The sequence below is a fragment of the Enterobacter sp. KBR-315C3_2022 genome (assembly GCF_041399425.1).
Classification (GTDB): Bacteria; Pseudomonadota; Gammaproteobacteria; order Enterobacterales; family Enterobacteriaceae; genus Enterobacter.
Window position 1 is genome coordinate 136,073 of record NZ_JBGKEB010000005.1, and the last position, 16,926, is coordinate 152,998.

Sequence of the window (16,926 nt, forward strand, 5' to 3'; positions counted from 1 at the left end):
ACACATTCAGTGAGCGATATCACCAATAACCTGAATGACTTCGTTAAGCGCCTGTTGTGGTTTCTCACTGTCTAACCAGTGCACCCCCTCCCAACCGCGTAACCAGGTTATCTGGCGCTTCGCTAACTGCCTCGTGGCGCAAACACCTCGATAAACCATTTCATCGTATGAAATTTCACCTTCAAGATACGACCACATCTGGCGATATCCCACACAACGAATGGAAGGCATGTCCGTATGCAAATCTCCACGGGCAAAGAGCGCCCGCACTTCTGCTTCAAAATCTGAAGCCAACATCTGATGAAAACGCTGCTCAATTCGCTGATGCAGCAGTTCACGGCTCGCCGGGGCGATAGCGAACTGATGCACCTGATACGGCAGAGCGTCTCCTGACGTTTGCGTCAGTTCCGTTAAAGTTTTACCCGAAATGAAAAAAACTTCCAGTGCCCGGGAAAGCCTTTGCGGATCATTTGGATGAATCCGTGCTGCGGCAACCGGATCAATCTCTGCCAGCTGCGCGTGCAATACGTCCCAACCCTGCTCTGCCGCCTGCTGTTCAATTTTAGCTCTCACTTCCGGGTCCGCCGATGGCAAGGGCGATAACCCCTCCAGCAGCGCCTTAAAGTAGAGCATGGTACCTCCCACCAGCAGCGGAATACGTCCAGCCGCGGTGATCTCGGCCATCTCGGCTAACGCGTCGCGGCGAAAATCCGCTGCGGAGTAAGCCTGGGCCGGATCGAGAATGTCCAGCAAACGGTGCGGTGCCGCGCGCAGTTCCTCTGCGTCTGGCTTTGCCGTACCGATGTCCATCCCCCTGTAAATGAGGGCAGAATCGACGCTAATCAACTCTACTGGCAAAACTTTACGTAGCTCAATGGCTAACGCCGTTTTGCCGGAGGCCGTTGGGCCCATTAAAAAAATCGCCTTAGGCAGGCTCGCCTTGCTCACATCACTCATCTTTCAGGGCGGTCATCGCCATTTTCAAATCAACAGGTTGTAATAATCCACCCGGCGGCGATTTCACCAGCTGCGGGCAAAGGCGTTCCACCTCAGCCAGCACGGTAATCGCCTGCGCCATGCTCCACGGGCTGTGTTCGCTTGCCAGATGGCGGGCGATCCACTGCGCGGTATTGGCGGCATCAAACGACGTTTGCTGCGCCAGGTAGCCTATCAGTTCAGGAATCAAGTTTTGTAAATTTTGTTGGCGTAAGGGTAAAGGCACTGCGCGAATCGTCACATGCTGCGCTTCCAGGACGATTTCGATGCCCATTTCGGCCAGTTTTGCCTGCGAGCGCTGCAAAACCCCTATTTCTTCAGGAGATATCTTCAAGCGCACGGGGATCAGCAGCGGCTGCGCGCAGGCCACATTTTGTCCGGGCGTCAGCTGCGCCTGCTTGAGCCAGCGCTCCGCGACGGGCAGCGCCAACAAGCATATTTTGCCCGCGCGCTCCAGCAGCGCCATGTCGGGTGCGACGATCGTCAGCACGCGCCCAAAGCTCTGGCTGTGCCCTTCCAGCGTTGGCGCGGGCACCTCTACGTGCTCTTTACGCTCGACGGCCGGCGTATCCAGCAGCTTGCGGTAAAGCGCGCCCTGCTGCTTTTGATACCCCGCCTGAGCGTTCGGATAGTTTGCGCCGGTTGGGCGCGGCGCGCTACCCGCGGAGGCAAAGCGCGCAGCAGCCGGTTCGCGCGCCGCGGCAGGTTCGGCAAAATGGTTGCGCCCTGCCGCCACGCGATTTTCCGGCAGCGAACGAGGCGCGGTTTCTTCACGCTCCAGCGGCAGCGCGGGCTCCGCCTGCTGCTGTAAAACGCTGACCACGGCCTGGTAAATAAAATCATGCACCAGGCGAGACTGATGAAAGCGCACCTCATGCTTGGCGGGATGCACGTTGACGTCCACCTGATGTGGATCAATTTCCAGATAGAGCACAAACGCGGGCTGCTGGTCGGCACCCAGCTTGTCTTCACAGGCCTGACGGATGGCGTGGTTAATCAGGCGGTCTCGCATCATGCGCCCGTTCACGTAGCAATACTGGATCTCGGCAAACGCCGCGCTGCTGACCTTCGGATCGGCTACCCAGCCGCGCAGGGCCAGATCGCCGTGCTGCCACTCGATCGCCAGCGCCTGCTCGAGGAACGGCGTCCCGCAGATTGCGCCCAGACGGCGCTCCTTCTGTCCGCCTTGCGCCACCGCGCGGTACTGGCGCATCACCTTGCCGTTATGGCTGAGGTTAATGGTGACGTCAAAGCGCGCCAGCGCGATGCGGCGAATGATCTCGTCGATATGTCCGAATTCGGTCTTTTCGGTACGCATAAACTTGCGCCGGGCGGGGGTGTTGTAAAACAGATCCAGCACTTCCAGCGTCGTCCCTACCGGATGCGCCGCAGGCTTGACCGTCACGTCCATATCGCGCCCTTCGGCGTACGCCTGCCAGGCTTCCTGCTGTTCAGCGGTGCGTGACGTGAGGATTAAGCGAGAAACGGAGCTGATGCTGGCCAGCGCTTCGCCGCGAAAACCGAGGCTGATAATCGCTTCCAGATCGTCGAGCGAGGTAATTTTGCTGGTGGCGTGGCGCGCCAGCGCGAGGGCCAGCTCGTCTTTTTTGATGCCGCAGCCGTTGTCGCGAATGCGGATTAGCTTCGCCCCGCCGCGTTCAATATCAATGTCGATGCGGGTTGCGCCCGCATCGAGGCTGTTTTCAACCAGCTCCTTCACGACCGATGCAGGGCGTTCCACCACTTCACCGGCGGCGATCTGGTTCGCGAGCTGCGGCGGTAGAACCTGAATCGGCATGACGTCTCCTTAGTTGGTTGCGGTCATCTCACCCGGCAGCGAAGCGTTGGCCACCTGGCCTGCTCCGCCCGGCGGCGCGGACTGCAGCGGGTGCGCGTCAAAGTATTTGCGCAGACCGTTATAAATCGCTTCGGCAATTTGCTGCTGGTAGCTGTCGCTGCCCAACAGGCGCTCTTCGCCGTTGTTGCTGATAAAGCCCGTCTCGACCAGAATCGACGGAATATCCGGCGAGCGCAGCACGCCGAGGCTGGCATGTTCCGGCCGACGCTTGTGCAGCGACCCGATGCTCTGTAACTGGTTGAGTACGTTAGTGGCCACATCATACCCGACGCGCTGTGAATGACCGAACTGTAAATCAAGCACCGCCTGGCTGAGGTACGGATCGGCCTGGCTGTTGGCCAGCACGTCGCCCGCCCCGCCTAACAGTTCAGACTGTTTCTCGTGCTCTTCCAGCCAGTTTGCCATTTCGCTGTTTGCGCGACGGTTCGAGAGCACCCAGACCGAGGCGCCCGTCGCGCTGCGGTTTGGTGCCGCATCCGCGTGAATGGACACGAGGAAGTTGGCATTCTGCTTGCGCGCCACGTCGGAGCGTCCCATCACCGAGATAAAATAGTCGCCGTCGCGGGTCATCACGCCTTTAAACATCGGATCGTTATTCAGCAGCGCGCGCAGCTTGCGGGCAATGGCAATCGTGACGTTTTTCTCGCGCGTGCCGCCCGGGCCGATAGCCCCCGGATCTTGCCCGCCGTGGCCGGCATCAATGGCAATAATGACTTTATCACCGCTGACCGCACGCCGTGCGCTGGCCGCGGAACGCGTTACCGTATTGCTGCTGGTGGCAACGGTCAGGCGATCGTTTTGCGCTTTAAACGGGTTGCGCGCGGGCTCCGTCGCGCGCGGCGTATAGACGGGCTGCTCCACGCGCTTCGCGACAACCGGCGCGGGCGGCGGTGGAGGCGGCGGCGGTACGTCAGCGTTAATGGTAAAGACGACCGTATAGTTCGCGCCCTTCTTCTGCTTAACCGCCTTCGTTTTCCCCTTTTCGGTCAAATCGACCACCAGGCGCAACGACTGGCTGTCCTGCGGCGTGCCCGAGCGAATGCTTTTCACCAGGTTGTTGCCGCTGAACTGCAGCGGCAATCCCTGGATCACGCCGGTCTGTTTGATATCGAGCGCCACGCTGCGGCCGTCGATTTGTGAGAACGCATATTCAGGGTCGCCCATAAAGCTGAAGGTGATCCGGGCCTGGCTGTCACCGTTCGAGACCTGAATATCGGAAAGATTTGCCGCCCCGGCGTGCGCGCTCAGCAGCACCGTTGCAGCCAACAACCAACCTTTAACGCGACTAATCATTCCGTTATCCCTACGCTCAACCGGCTAAACGCGCCAGTAAGGAACAGCCCGATGAGGAAACCGCACGGATGCGCGCCTCACGCCCTTGCGCCTGGTAATCCAGGTGAATTTCGACGTCCGGTTCAGGCAACACACCCGCACCTTGCTGCGGCCACTCCACCAGGCAGATGGCGTCGTTGGCGAAATAATCGCGGATCCCCATAAACTCCAGCTCCTCGGGGTCCGCAAGACGGTATAAATCGAAGTGGTACACCGTTAAATTTTCCAGCGCGTAGGGCTCTACCAGCGTATAGGTCGGGCTTTTCACGTTGCCGTTATGGCCCAACGCCTGCAAAAAGCCGCGGCTGAAGGTGGTTTTACCCGCGCCTAAATCGCCATACAGATAAATGACGGTTGCCCCCTGGCAGGCCTGCGCCATGCGCTTGCCGAGATCGAGAGTGGCTTGTTCATCAGGTAAAGGAATCGCTCGGTTAGTCATTTTCTACGTCAATCACATCCGGGTTAACAACGCGCCTCAGCGCGTCAAAAAGATCGGTCGCCAGCATGCCGCGCGTACCGTAACGTGCAGCAAGCCTGTCGGCCGCCGCCCCGTGGGCCACGCAGCCCGCACAGGCTGCATCATAAAGGGGAAGTTTCTGCCCAAGCAACGCGCCGATAATGCCGGACAGCACGTCGCCCATCCCACCGCTCGCCATGCCCGCATTTCCGGCATCAACAATGCCCAGCTCGCTTTCGCTGGCGACGACGGTTCCCGCCCCTTTCAAAACGGCGACACCTCCGTAACGTTTTACCAGACGTTGGGCAGAAAGTAAGCGATCGCTTTCAATTTCTGCCACGCTGCAGTTGAGCAGGCGCGCGGCTTCGCCGGGGTGTGGCGTCAGGATGCGATTGTGACGCTTATCAGGGTTGATTGCCAGAAGGTTCAGCGCGTCGGCGTCCCAGAGCATCGGTTTGCGAAAATTCTCGACCTTTTGCAGGGCCTGCTTGCCCCAGCTTTTCTGTCCAAGACCCGGGCCAATCACCACCACGTCGGCCCATTCGAGGCTTTCCTCAAGCGCCTGCGGCGTGAGTTCATGAACCATCAGCTCCGGCCGCGCGGTAATTATCGGCGCAATATTCTCAATGCGAGTGAGTACCCGCACTAAACCAGCACCGCTGCGTAATGCCGCTTCGCCGGTCATGCGAATCGCACCCGCCGTGCCGAGATCGCCGCCAATGATGGCCAGCCTGCCGTGATCGCCCTTGTGGGACGTTGGTCGACGGGGAGGCAGCCATTGGGCAAGCCGCGAGGCGTCAAATCGTTCGACGGCGGTGTCCTGCCCCGCCAGCCAGCTCTCCAGCCCCAGCGCAGCGTGGTACAGCGTGCCCACGACGTCCCGCGCCTTGCCCGTCAGCAGCCCCGGCTTGAGGCCAATAAACGTCACCGTATGTGCAGCATTTATCACCGCGCCGGGCGCTGCGCCGGTTTCGGCAATCAGCCCAGAGGGGATGTCCAGGGCGATAACCGGCGCGGCATGGCCGTTCGCGCGATCGATGAGCGCCGCCTGGCGTTCGCGCGGCGCCTGCTTCAGCCCCGTGCCAAACAGGCCATCAACGATAAGATCAACGTCATCAGGCCAGGCAATATCGCAAGCATGTATCACGCCCCCTGCGTTCAGCCACGCCTCTCGCGCCAGGCTGGCCTCTTCCGGCAGAGGCTTATCACTTTCCACCGCCAGCAGCGTGACGCGAAGCCCCGCCCCCGCAGCCAGACGCGCCACCACGTAGCCATCCCCGCCGTTGTTGCCGTGTCCGCACAAGATTAACCAGTGCGATGCATCCGGACAGGCCTCGCGGGCTACGGTAAACGCCGCTTCGCCCGCGCGCTGCATCAGTTCATAAAGGGTGATCCCCAGGCTGTCCGCCGCCTCTTTTTCGGCGCGTCGGAGGTCATCCGCATGCCAGATGGAGTGTGGTATACTTTTGGGGTTTTTCTTCACAGTATGGTCCGTCATGTCACAGCCCCTCGATCTCAATGAATTAGCGCAAAAAATTAAACAGTGGGGTGCTGAGCTTGGCTTCCAGAAGGTGGGTATAACCGATACCGACCTCTCCGACAGCGAGCCGAAGCTTCAGGCGTGGCTGGACAAACAATACCACGGCGAAATGGAATGGATGGCGCGTCACGGCATGATGCGCGCGCGTCCGCACGAGCTGTTGCCGGGCACGCTGCGCGTCATCAGCGTGCGCATGAACTATCTGCCCGCCAATGCGGCATTTGCCCGCACGCTCAAAAATCCCTCTCTGGGCTACGTCAGCCGATATGCCCTGGGGCGTGACTATCATAAGCTTCTGCGTAACCGCTTAAAAAAACTCGGGGAAACCATTCAGCAGCACTGTGTTTCGCTGAATTTTAGACCGTTTGTCGACTCTGCGCCTATTCTTGAGCGCCCTATCGCCGAAAAAGCGGGGCTTGGCTGGACAGGTAAGCACTCACTTATCCTCAGCCGCGACGCCGGCTCGTTCTTCTTTCTGGGTGAACTGCTCGTTGATTTACCGCTGCCGGTAGATGGCCCCGTAGAGGAAGGCTGCGGGCGCTGCGTAGCCTGCATGACCATCTGCCCCACGGGCGCGATCGTCGAGCCTTACGTCGTTGACGCGCGCCGATGCATCTCATATCTCACCATCGAACTGGAAGGGGCCATCCCCGAAGCGTTTCGCCCGCTGATTGGAAACCGCATCTACGGCTGTGACGATTGCCAGCTGATTTGCCCGTGGAATCGCTATTCACAGCTGACGGAAGAAGAGGACTTTAGCCCGCGTAAGGCGCTGCACGCGCCGCAGCTTATCGAGCTGTTTGCCTGGACTGAAGCCTGGTTCCTGAAGGTCACCGAAGGCTCGGCCATTCGCCGCATTGGTCATCTGCGCTGGCTGCGCAACGTCGCCGTGGCGTTGGGGAATGCGCCGTGGGATGAAGCCAATATTCAGGCGCTTGAAAGCCGCAGAGGTGAGCACCCGCTTCTTGATGAACACATAGAATGGGCGATTGCGCAGCAAATCGAAAAGCGGAACGCCTGCGTGGTTGAGGTGCAGCTGCCGAAGAAACAGCGCCTCGTCAGGGTCATTGAAAAAGGGCTGATACGGGATGCGTGATATATTCACAGCCTGTGAATAAAATGAGGAACGCAGGTTTCATCAGGCTTGGCATACCGGTCAAGTGATCTGTTTAACACTTTGAAATCATATTTTATTATTAATATTCAAAGAGATACAAAGATACTATTCACCCTGCTAACTTTTTAGCCAGGTTTGGGAATGCACTGAAGCTGTGGATAACTCTGTTCACAAGAATATTTCAGAACAAAGAGAAATGGTCCCCAACGAAGACATTCGCTGTGGATAATTTGGATATGGAGAAGAATTTGGAGCGGGAAACGAGACTCGAACTCGCGACCCCGACCTTGGCAAGGTCGTGCTCTACCAACTGAGCTATTCCCGCTTGGGTGTTTGGTGCTGTGCGTATCTTGCGATACTTTCAAATTTTGGAGCGGGAAACGAGACTCGAACTCGCGACCCCGACCTTGGCAAGGTCGTGCTCTACCAACTGAGCTATTCCCGCTTGGGTGTTTGGTGCTGCGCGTATCTTGCGATACTTTCAAATTTTGGAGCGGGAAACGAGACTCGAACTCGCGACCCCGACCTTGGCAAGGTCGTGCTCTACCAACTGAGCTATTCCCGCAAATCTGTACTGCTTTTGTTGCTGTCGTAACGCGTAATTCTCTGTCGTTACGGGAGGCGCATTATACGAGAAATCCGTTTAGCTGCAACCCCCCTAAAAGCGTTTTTTTCGAAATTCAGTTCAAGTGCTTATTTAATCGGCAAGCTGCACAATTTAGCGACAAAAACCCGGCTACGCAAGGTGCCGGGTCTCAAAATTACAGCTTGATGAAGTTCTCGCGATAATACGCCAGCTCCGCCACGGACTCGCGGATGTCATCCATCGCCTGGTGCGTGCCCTGCTTCTTAAAGCCGTCGAGAATTTCCGGCTTCCAGCGGCGCGCCAGCTCTTTGAGGGTGCTCACATCGAGATAACGGTAGTGGAAGTAAGACTCCAGCTCCGGCATGTACTTAAACAGGAAACGGCGATCCTGGCCAATGCTGTTGCCGCAGATCGGCGATTTGCCCGCCGGAACCCACTGCTTCAGAAACTCGAGCGTCGCCAGCTCCGCGTCGCGGTCGCCCTGGGTGCTGGCCTTCACGCGCTCCACCAGCCCGCTGCCGGTATGCGTGCGCACGTTCCACTCGTCCATCAGCGCCAGCTGTTCGTCAGACTGGTGCACTGCGATGGTCGGTCCTTCCGCCAGAATATTGAGATTCGCATCGGTGACCAGCGTGGCGATTTCAATAATGCGATCGCGCTCGGGATCCAGCCCGGTCATTTCAAGATCGATCCAAATCAGGTTGTTTTCATCCGCGCTCATGTTATTTTCCACCCTTCTCGCTTAACCGGCAGTAGCAGGTTAACTAGTATTAATTAGAGTGTATCATAGAGGTTTTGCCCACTACGGGCGACCAGGAGCCAGCGCGATTGAGTAAAAATAAACTCTCCAAAGGGCAGCAGCGCCGCGTAAACGCCAACCACCAGCGCCGTCTTAAAACCACTTCGGAGAAGCCGGACTACGACGACAACCTGTTTGGCGAAGCGACGGAAGGCGTGGTGATTAGTCGTTTTGGTATGCATGCCGACGTCGAATCCGCCGACGGGGATATCCACCGTTGCAATATCCGTCGCACTATCCGTTCACTGGTGACCGGCGACCGCGTCGTTTGGCGCCCCGGTAAAGAAGCTGCCGAAGGGGTCACGGTGAAAGGCATCGTTGAAGCCGTGCACGAGCGCACGTCGGTGCTGACCCGCCCCGATTTCTATGACGGCATAAAGCCCATCGCTGCCAATATCAACCAGATCGTTATCGTTTCGGCGATTTTACCCGAGCTTTCGCTCAATATTATCGACCGCTACCTTGTCGCCTGTGAAACGCTGCAGGTTGAGCCGATCATCGTATTGAATAAAATCGATCTGCTGGATGAGGACGGCATGGCCTTCGTCAACGAGCAGATGGATATCTATCGCAACATCGGCTATCGCGTACTGATGGTTTCCAGCCACACCCAGGACGGGCTGAAGCCGTTAGAAGAGGCGCTTACCGATCGCATCAGCATTTTTGCAGGCCAGTCCGGCGTGGGTAAATCCAGCCTGCTGAATAACCTGCTTGGCCTGCAGAAAGAGATTTTGACCAACGATGTCTCCGACGTCTCGGGTCTGGGCCAGCACACGACGACCGCCTCTCGCCTGTACCACTTCCCGCACGGCGGAGACGTGATCGATTCCCCGGGCGTGCGCGAATTTGGCTTGTGGCACCTCGAGCCGGAACAAATCTTCAACGGCTTTGTCGAATTCCATGACTATTTAGGCGCTTGCAAATACCGGGACTGTAAACACGACAATGACCCCGGCTGTGCTATCCGCGAAGCGGTGGAAAACGGTGAAATTGCGGAAACCCGCTTTGAAAATTACCACCGCATCCTTGAGAGCATGGACCAGGTAAAAACGCGTAAAAACTTTTCTGATTCTGATAACTGACAACTAAGCTAAGCATCGCTAAAATCGTCCCCTTTTTTCAGGTTCCGGCTGCCTGCAGCCGGATCAGGAACGACAAAACAATGGCCTGGAGGCTACCTTGTTAAACTCATTTAAACTTTCGCTTCAATACATTCTGCCGAAACTGTGGCTCACTCGCCTGGCGGGCTGGGGCGCGAGCAAACGAGCGGGCTGGTTGACCAAACTGGTCATCGACCTCTTCGTGAAATACTACAAGGTCGACATGAAAGAGGCGCAAAAACCTGACACCGCCAGCTACCGTACGTTTAACGAATTTTTCGTGCGCCCGCTGCGCGACGAAGTGCGTCCGCTCAATACCGATCCTAACGTGCTGGTCATGCCCGCAGACGGCGTGATTAGCCAGCTTGGCAACATCGAAGACGATAAAATCCTGCAGGCGAAAGGCCACAACTACAGCCTGGAAGCGCTGCTGGCCGGTAACTACCTGATGGCCGATCTGTTCCGTAACGGGACGTTTGCTACAACCTACCTCTCACCGCGCGACTACCACCGCGTTCATATGCCGTGCAACGGCATCCTGCGCGAAATGATCTACGTGCCGGGCGATCTGTTCTCCGTAAACCACCTGACCGCGCAAAACGTGCCGAACCTGTTCGCCCGCAACGAGCGCGTCATCTGCCTGTTTGACACTGAATTTGGTCCGATGGCGCAGATTCTGGTGGGTGCTACCATTGTTGGCAGCATTGAAACCGTCTGGGCTGGCACCATTACCCCGCCGCGCGAAGGCATCATCAAGCGCTGGACGTGGCCTGCCGGTGAAGCGGAAGGCTCCATTGCGCTGCTGAAAGGCCAGGAAATGGGCCGCTTCAAGCTGGGCTCAACGGTGATCAACCTGTTCGCGCCGGGCAAAGTGACTCTGGCGGAAGGGCTGGAAAGCCTGTCCGTTACCAAGCTTGGCCAGCCGCTGGCGGTCTCAACCGAAGCCTTCGTGACGCCGGACGCAGAGCCTGCCCCGCTGCCTGAAGAAGAGATCAAAGCGGAACACGACGCCAGCCCGCTGGTTGACGACAAGAAAGACGAAGGCTAACTCAAGAAGGATCGCTGACGTGCGCCCGATTATCGTTTTACTGATGGCCTGGTGCCTCAGCATGGGGGCGTACGCAGCGACGGCCCCCGACGCCAAACAGATAACCCAGGAGCTGGAGCAGGCCAAAGCGGCCAAGCCCGCTCAGCCAGAGACCGTTGAGTCGCTCCAGGCCGCGCTGAACGCGCTTGAGGAACGTAAAGGTTCCCTTGAGCGCGCCCAGCAGTATCAGCAGGTTATCGATAACTTCCCGAAACTCTCCCAGACGTTACGTTCGCAACTGAACAACCTGCGCGACGAGCCGCGCGACGTGCCGGTTGGCCTGACGTCCGACGCGCTGAATCAGGAAATTTTGCAGGTCAGCAGCCAGCTGCTGGAGAAGAGCCGGTTGGCGCAGCAGGAGCAGGAGCGCGCCCGCGAAATTGCCGACTCGCTCAGCCAGCTTCCGCAGCAGCAAACCGATGCGCGCCGCCAGCTCAATGACGTTGAGCGCCGCATAGGGACGTCCACCGGCAATACGCCGCAAAGCCAGGCGCAAAACCTTGGGCTACAGGCCGAATCCGCGCGGCTGAAAGCGCTGGTCGACGAGCTGGAGCTGGCGCAGCTTTCCGCTAACAACCGCCAGGAACTGTCGCGCATGCGGTCAGAGCTGGCGCAAAAGCAGAGCGAGCAGCTTGACGCCTACCTGCAGGCGCTGCGCAATCAGCTGAACAGCCAGCGCCAGCGCGAAGCCGAACGCGCGCTGGAAAGCACCGAGCTGCTGGCTGAAAACAGCGCGAACCTGCCAGCCGGGATCGTCGACCAGTTTAAGGTTAACCGCGAGCTTTCTGCCGCGTTAAACCAGCAGGCCCAGCGCATGGACCTGGTTGCGTCGCAGCAGCGCCAGGCCACCAATCAAACGCTTCAGGTTCGCCAGGCGCTGAATACCCTGCGCGAGCAGTCCCAGTGGCTCGGCTCGTCAAACCTGCTCGGCGAAGCGCTCCGCGCGCAGGTTGCCCGTCTCCCCGAGATGCCAAAACCGCAGCAGTTGGACACCGAGATGGCGCAGCTGCGCGTCCAGCGGCTGCATTTTGAAGACCTGCTCAACAAGCAGCCGCAAATCCGCCAGATTCGCCAGGCGGACGGCCAGCCGCTCACGGCTGAGCAAAGCCGCATTCTGGAAGCCCAGCTGCGCACCCAGCGCCAGCTCCTGAACTCCCTCCTTCAGGGCGGCGACACGCTGATCCTGGAGCTGACCAAGCTGAAGGTCTCCAACAGCCAGCTGGAGGATGCGCTGAAAGAGGTGAACGAAGCCACACACCGTTACCTCTTCTGGACCTCCGACGTCCGCCCAATGACCTTCTCCTGGCCGATCGACATCGTGCAGGACCTGCGCCGCCTGATCTCGCTGGATACATTCAGCCAGCTGGGCCAGGCCAGCGTGATGATGATCACCAGCAAGGAGACGATCTTCCCGCTGCTGGGCGCGCTGATTCTGGTCGGCTTTAGCATTTATTCGCGCAGGCACTTCACCCGCTTTTTAGAACGTTCAAGCGCCCGGGTAGGCAAGGTCACACAGGATCACTTCTGGCTGACGCTGCGCACCGTATTCTGGTCGATTCTCGTCGCCTCGCCGCTGCCGGTGCTGTGGATGACGCTGGGGTACGGCCTGCGGGAAGCCTGGCCCTATCCGCTCGCGGTCGCCATCGGCGACGGCGTGACGGCCACCGTTCCGCTGCTGTGGGTGGTGATGATTTGCGCCACTTTTGCGCGCCCGAATGGCCTGTTCATCGCCCACTTCGGCTGGCCGCGAAACCGCGTTGCGCGCGCCATGCGCTACTACCTGATGAGCATCGGGCTTATCGTGCCGCTGATTATGGCGCTGATCATGTTCGATAATCTCAACGATCGGGAATTCTCAGGCTCGCTGGGCAGGCTGTGCTTCATGCTGATTTGCGGCGCGCTGGCCGTGGTTACGCTTAGCCTGAAGCGCGCCGGCATTCCGCTTTACCTCGATAAGACCGGCAGCGGCGAGAACATGTTTAACCGCCTGCTGTGGAACCTGCTGCTGAGCGCGCCGCTGATCGCGATGCTGGCGGCGGCGGTGGGCTATCTTGCCACCGCTCAGGCGCTGCTGGCGCGTCTGGAAACATCCGTCGCGATCTGGTTCCTGCTGCTGGTGGTGTACCACGTCATTCGCCGCGGAATGCTAATCCAGCGTCGCCGTCTGGCGTTCGATCGCGCCAAGCATCGCCGCGCCGAAATTCTCGCCCAGCGCGCCCGGGGTGAAGAAGAACCTAACCACGTCAACAGCACTGAAGGAGCGGTGGATGCCGACGATGTCGAAATCGATCTGGATGCCATCAGCACCCAGTCGCTGCGGCTGGTGCGCTCCCTCCTGATGCTGGTGGCGCTGCTGTCGGTGATCTTCCTGTGGTCGGAAATCCACTCCGCGTTTGGCTTCCTGGAGAACATTTCGCTCTGGGACGTGACGTCCACGGTGCAGGGCGTCGAAAGCCTGGAGCCTATCACGCTGGGCGCGGTGCTGATTGCCATTCTGGTGCTGATCATTACCACCCAGCTGGTGCGTAATTTCCCTGCACTCCTGGAGCTGGCGCTGCTGCAGCACCTGGATTTAACCCCCGGCACCGGATACGCCATTACCACCATTACCAAATACCTGATCTTGCTGTTTGGCGGGATGGTCGGCTTCTCCATGATCGGCATCGAGTGGTCTAAGCTGCAGTGGCTGGTTGCCGCGCTGACGTTTGGCCTTGGTTTTGGCATGCAGGAGATATTCGCGAACTTCGTTTCCGGCCTGATCATCCTGTTCGAAAAACCCATTCGTATTGGCGATACGGTGACCATTCGCGATTTGACCGGCAGCATCACCAAGATCAACACCCGTGCTACCACCATCAGCGACTGGGATCGTAAAGAGATCATCGTTCCGAACAAGGCGTTTATCACCGAACAGTTTATCAACTGGTCGCTGTCTGACTCCGTCACGCGCGTGGTGCTGACCGTACCGGCCCCGTCGGATGCCAACAGCGAAGAGGTGACGCAGATCCTTTACGCCGCGGCCAAGCGCTGCACGCTAGTGCTCGACACCCCGGCCCCGGAAGTCTTCCTGGTCGATTTACAGCAGGGCATTCAGATTTTCGAGCTGCGAATCTATGCCGCCGAAATGGGGCACCGCATGCCGCTGCGCCATGAGATCCATCAGCTGATTCTGGCGGGCTTCCGTGAACACGGTATCGAAATGCCGTTCCCACCGTTCCAGATGCGTCTGGAAAGCATGGACGGGCGTAAGATGGGCAGAACGCTGACCTCAGCGGCGCGTACGCGCCCGGCGGGCAGTTTGTAATCCTTTCCCCCTCCCTTTCGGGAGGGGAAAATTTTCTATTAGGCGACTTCTGTGACGTATGCCGTCGAGCGACGACGGTAATTCTCATAAATCCCCATCGCCAGCAGCGAGAAGAAGATCGGGCCGCCGACCATCCACAGCGCGCTGTTCCAGTCGTTTACCTCAATTACCGGCTGGATGACGGTAAAGATGTTGGCAAACGCCACCACCAGCACGACCACCGTGGTTGCCAGAAGCGTTGCCGCGCGGGTTTTGAAAATCACGAACGGACGTTCTAGATCCTGCTTCGCCTTGAAGAACGGGAAGGCAATGGTCAGGAAAAGATAGGGCAGCGTCATCGAGACGTTCGCCATCAGCGTTAGCTTGTTATAGAACGCCGATGCGGTATCACCGCCGAACGATACCAGCAGAATAAATACGCAGACCAGCATGCACTGCATCCACATGGCGTTCGCGGGCATTCCCGTCGCGTTGAGCTGCGTCATGCGCGCGGGCCACAGGGCTTTTGGCGTTCCCTGAATAATCGCCTTCAGCGGCGAGTAGATCAGCGTGAAAAACGCCCCCGTGTAGGCGAGGAACATCGACAGGCCGGTAATGCGCGCAAACCAGATCCCCATCACCGTCGCCGCGTCAGGCGTCAGGTGCATGGCCTGGCCCAGCGTTACCCCCAGGCTTTTCATCAGCACATAGGTGATGTTCCCGAGGTTGGTGGAGTTGTTGCTCAGCACCTGCTGCCAGTTGGTGCTGACGCCCCACAGGAAAATCGCCAGCGAATAGCCGATGGAAATAACAACCGCCGCGAAGATAATACCTTTAGCAAAGTTCTTCTCCGGGTTTTCGGTTTTATCCACGAGGCCGCCCACCGCCTCAATGCCGCCATAGGCGAAAATGGCAAACACCACAAACGAGAGCATGGCAAGACCGGACTGATAGCTCGGGTTTGGTGATGAGGCGAAGTTTACCTCCTGGGCAAAATGTCCGCCGTTCAGCCACAGAATGGCGATGCTCACCAGCAGCAGCACCAGGTTCAGGCACATCACGGAAATACCGCCCACGGCGGTGATGCGCGCAATTTTATTGATGCCCTTTGAGGCAACCAGCGTCACAACAACCATCCAGCAGACCGCGAGGATCCCGACGACCTGCGTGGAGCTCATTCCGGCCAGCGACCACACCTGCGTTTTGTCAGAGCCGAATATAAACGTCGACAGCGGCACCCACACCTTGGCCGCCGTGCTCACCATCCAGACCACGTACGACGAGAACCACATAAAGGTGCCGATAAACGCGTAGCGCGGACCGATGCTGTTATTCATCCACGAGTAGATCCCGCCCTCTTCTTTCCGGTAGGCCGAGCCCATTTCCGCCATCATCAGCGCAAAAGGGATAAAGAAGAACAGAGCGGATACGATGTAAAACGGCGTTGCGCTGTAGCCCATCAGGTAGAACGCAGACGGGCTATTGGCAAAGCCAAAGACTGACGTGAATATCATCAGAATGAGCCCGGTAAGGGTCATCTTTTTGAGTGAGTGGGACATAGGACCATCCGAAGAGGAATTAAACTGCGCGGATGTTAGCAGATGACCAGACGGATATTGTGGCTATACGGGGCAAATTAAGAAAAAGGCCCGTGTATACAGAATGTGGCAGTTTTTAATGTTGTTGTGCGGAAATGGCAAGGTTAATTGACAGGAAGTGAAGGCCGGGCAAGCGCATCGCCACCCGGCACTTTCTCAGGCGCGATCGACCGTGAAGGCAATCACATCGCCCAGCTGTTCTGCGCCCAGCGCCAGCATGACCAGGCGATCCACGCCCAGCGCCACGCCGGAACAGTCCGGCAGGCCGGCGTTTAAGGCCTCAAGTAGATTGTTATCAATCGGCTGCTGCGGCAGCCCGCGCGCGGTGCGCTTGCGGTTGTCCTGCTCGAAGCGCTGCTGCTGTTCGCGCGCATCGGTCAGCTCGTGGAAGCCGTTCGCCAGCTCGATTCCCTTGTAATAGACCTCAAAGCGTTCCGCCACGCGGTGATCTTCGGTGCTGATTTGTGCCAGCGAGGCCTGGCTTGCCGGGAAGTGGTACACAAAGGCGGGCTTGTCTTTGCCAATCTGCGGCTCAACGCCGAAGGTAAACAGCAGCTGCAGCAGCGCGTCGCGATCTTCTTCGCTATCCGCCACGTTGCTCAGATCCAGTTTTGCCGCCACCTCGCGCAGCTGCGTCTTGTCCGCAGAGAGCGGATCGATTTCCAGATAGCGCTGGAAAGCCTGCTGATAAGAGAGCGTTTCCGCCTCAGGGCATTCCAGCACCTGCTGCAGAAGATCGTCTACCTCGTTCATCAGGCGGTACATATCGTAGTGCGGGCGATACCACTCCAGCATGGTGAACTCAGGATTGTGGTGGCGCCCCATCTCTTCATTGCGGAAGCTGCGGCACAGCTGATACACCGGGCCACACCCCGCCGCCAGCAGGCGCTTCATGTGGTATTCCGGGCTGGTCATCAGATACAGGTTCATGCCCTGAGAGTGGCCAGGGCCAACAAAACGGGTTTCAAACGGGACCAGATGAATATCCGTTACCGTCGCCTGACTCATGCACGGCGTTTCCACCTCCAGGACGCCGCGATCGCTAAAGAAGCGGCGGATCTCCGCCATAATCGCTGCGCGTTTTAACAGGTTTGGAATGGATGCGCTCGGCTGCCAGGTGGCCGTTTCGCTCATGAGTTTTTCTCCGATGTCAGACAAGGGCACGAAGTCTAC

Annotated in this window: 12 protein-coding genes and 3 tRNA genes; 4 read left to right on the top strand and 11 right to left on the bottom strand. The window is 58.4% G+C overall.

What is annotated here, in order from left to right; genetic code table 11:
* Positions 1–6: 6 nt before the first annotated feature.
* The 5 genes from miaA to nnr are packed head-to-tail and all read right to left on the bottom strand — an operon-like array spanning position 7 to position 6,141.
* A complete protein-coding gene (miaA, locus tag AB8804_RS07635; RefSeq protein WP_371184818.1) occupies positions 7–957 on the bottom strand; it encodes a tRNA (adenosine(37)-N6)-dimethylallyltransferase MiaA in 951 nt (316 codons plus the stop codon).
* A complete protein-coding gene (mutL, locus tag AB8804_RS07640; RefSeq protein WP_371184820.1) occupies positions 950–2,794 on the bottom strand; it encodes a DNA mismatch repair endonuclease MutL in 1,845 nt (614 codons plus the stop codon). The genes miaA and mutL overlap by 8 nt, the downstream gene beginning before the upstream one ends.
* Before the next feature lie 9 nt (positions 2,795–2,803).
* Entirely contained in the window at positions 2,804–4,147 is a 1,344-nt protein-coding gene (amiB, locus tag AB8804_RS07645; RefSeq protein WP_371184822.1) for an N-acetylmuramoyl-L-alanine amidase AmiB, read from the bottom strand.
* Between the two features lie 16 nt (positions 4,148–4,163).
* Positions 4,164–4,625: a tRNA (adenosine(37)-N6)-threonylcarbamoyltransferase complex ATPase subunit type 1 TsaE gene (gene tsaE, locus AB8804_RS07650; RefSeq protein ID WP_371184824.1), complete on the bottom strand. Its 462-nt coding sequence runs from the start codon at positions 4,623–4,625 to the stop codon at positions 4,164–4,166.
* The gene (gene nnr, locus AB8804_RS07655) at positions 4,618–6,141 is read right to left on the bottom strand and encodes a bifunctional ADP-dependent NAD(P)H-hydrate dehydratase/NAD(P)H-hydrate epimerase (RefSeq protein ID WP_371184826.1); all 1,524 of its coding nucleotides are present in this window, start codon (positions 6,139–6,141) and stop codon (positions 4,618–4,620) included. Before nnr ends, tsaE begins: the two co-directional genes overlap by 8 nt.
* Between nnr and queG the strand changes: the two genes are divergently transcribed.
* Positions 6,140–7,279 (top strand): tRNA epoxyqueuosine(34) reductase QueG, encoded by a 1,140-nt coding sequence (gene queG, locus AB8804_RS07660; RefSeq protein ID WP_371184828.1) that lies wholly within the window; start codon positions 6,140–6,142, stop codon positions 7,277–7,279. The two genes, nnr and queG, sit on opposite strands and share 2 nt — an antisense overlap.
* Positions 7,280–7,549: 270 nt before the next feature.
* On the opposite strand, the gene AB8804_RS07665 is transcribed toward queG, so the two are convergent.
* From AB8804_RS07665 to orn, 4 genes are all read right to left on the bottom strand, one after another.
* Positions 7,550–7,625: transfer RNA gene (locus AB8804_RS07665), tRNA-Gly, on the bottom strand.
* A 44-nt stretch (positions 7,626–7,669) separates the two neighbouring features.
* Positions 7,670–7,745 (bottom strand) — tRNA-Gly (locus AB8804_RS07670).
* 44 nt (positions 7,746–7,789) lie between these two features.
* Positions 7,790–7,865: transfer RNA gene (locus tag AB8804_RS07675), tRNA-Gly, on the bottom strand.
* 196 nt (positions 7,866–8,061) lie between these two features.
* Positions 8,062–8,607 carry an oligoribonuclease gene (gene orn / locus AB8804_RS07680; RefSeq protein WP_112011992.1) on the bottom strand — a complete coding sequence of 182 codons (546 nt, stop codon included), beginning with the start codon at positions 8,605–8,607 and terminating at the stop codon, positions 8,062–8,064.
* A gap of 107 nt (positions 8,608–8,714) precedes the next feature.
* Here orn and rsgA point away from each other — a divergent pair, with 107 nt between their 5' ends.
* The 3 genes from rsgA to mscM all read left to right on the top strand — a co-directional run bounded on the left by rsgA (position 8,715) and on the right by mscM (position 14,176).
* The gene (gene rsgA / locus AB8804_RS07685; RefSeq protein ID WP_371184831.1) at positions 8,715–9,767 is read left to right on the top strand and encodes a small ribosomal subunit biogenesis GTPase RsgA; all 1,053 of its coding nucleotides are present in this window, start codon (positions 8,715–8,717) and stop codon (positions 9,765–9,767) included.
* Between the two features lie 97 nt (positions 9,768–9,864).
* The gene (gene asd / locus AB8804_RS07690; RefSeq protein ID WP_371184833.1) at positions 9,865–10,833 is read left to right on the top strand and encodes an archaetidylserine decarboxylase; all 969 of its coding nucleotides are present in this window, start codon (positions 9,865–9,867) and stop codon (positions 10,831–10,833) included.
* A gap of 19 nt (positions 10,834–10,852) precedes the next feature.
* Positions 10,853–14,176 carry a miniconductance mechanosensitive channel MscM gene (gene mscM, locus AB8804_RS07695; protein WP_371184835.1) on the top strand — a complete coding sequence of 1,108 codons (3,324 nt, stop codon included), beginning with the start codon at positions 10,853–10,855 and terminating at the stop codon, positions 14,174–14,176.
* Positions 14,177–14,214: 38 nt separating this feature from the next.
* Here the strand turns inward: mscM and yjeM are convergent, their stop codons facing one another.
* Together yjeM and epmA are read right to left on the bottom strand one after the other, a co-directional pair.
* Complete coding sequence (gene yjeM, locus AB8804_RS07700; protein ID WP_371184837.1) at positions 14,215–15,714, bottom strand: glutamate/gamma-aminobutyrate family transporter YjeM; 1,500 nt, start codon at positions 15,712–15,714, stop codon at positions 14,215–14,217.
* A 195-nt stretch (positions 15,715–15,909) separates the two neighbouring features.
* Complete coding sequence (gene epmA, locus AB8804_RS07705) at positions 15,910–16,887, bottom strand: elongation factor P--(R)-beta-lysine ligase (RefSeq protein ID WP_371184839.1); 978 nt, start codon at positions 16,885–16,887, stop codon at positions 15,910–15,912.
* Between the last annotated feature and the right edge of the window lie 39 nt (positions 16,888–16,926).

Bases quoted from the DNA above. Each gene is read 5' to 3' on its own strand.
- miaA (WP_371184818.1), bottom strand. From the start codon at position 957: ATGAGTGATGTGAGCAAGGCGAGCCTGCCTAAGGCGATTTTTTTAATG.
- mutL (WP_371184820.1), bottom strand. From the start codon at position 2,794: ATGCCGATTCAGGTTCTACCGCCGCAGCTCGCGAACCAGATCGCCGCC.
- amiB (WP_371184822.1), bottom strand. From the start codon at position 4,147: ATGATTAGTCGCGTTAAAGGTTGGTTGTTGGCTGCAACGGTGCTGCTG.
- tsaE (WP_371184824.1), bottom strand. From the start codon at position 4,625: ATGACTAACCGAGCGATTCCTTTACCTGATGAACAAGCCACTCTCGAT.
- queG (WP_371184828.1), top strand. From the start codon at position 6,140: ATGTCACAGCCCCTCGATCTCAATGAATTAGCGCAAAAAATTAAACAG.
- nnr (WP_371184826.1), bottom strand. From the start codon at position 6,141: ATGACGGACCATACTGTGAAGAAAAACCCCAAAAGTATACCACACTCC.
- orn (WP_112011992.1), bottom strand. From the start codon at position 8,607: ATGAGCGCGGATGAAAACAACCTGATTTGGATCGATCTTGAAATGACC.
- yjeM (WP_371184837.1), bottom strand. From the start codon at position 15,714: ATGTCCCACTCACTCAAAAAGATGACCCTTACCGGGCTCATTCTGATG.
- epmA (WP_371184839.1), bottom strand. From the start codon at position 16,887: ATGAGCGAAACGGCCACCTGGCAGCCGAGCGCATCCATTCCAAACCTG.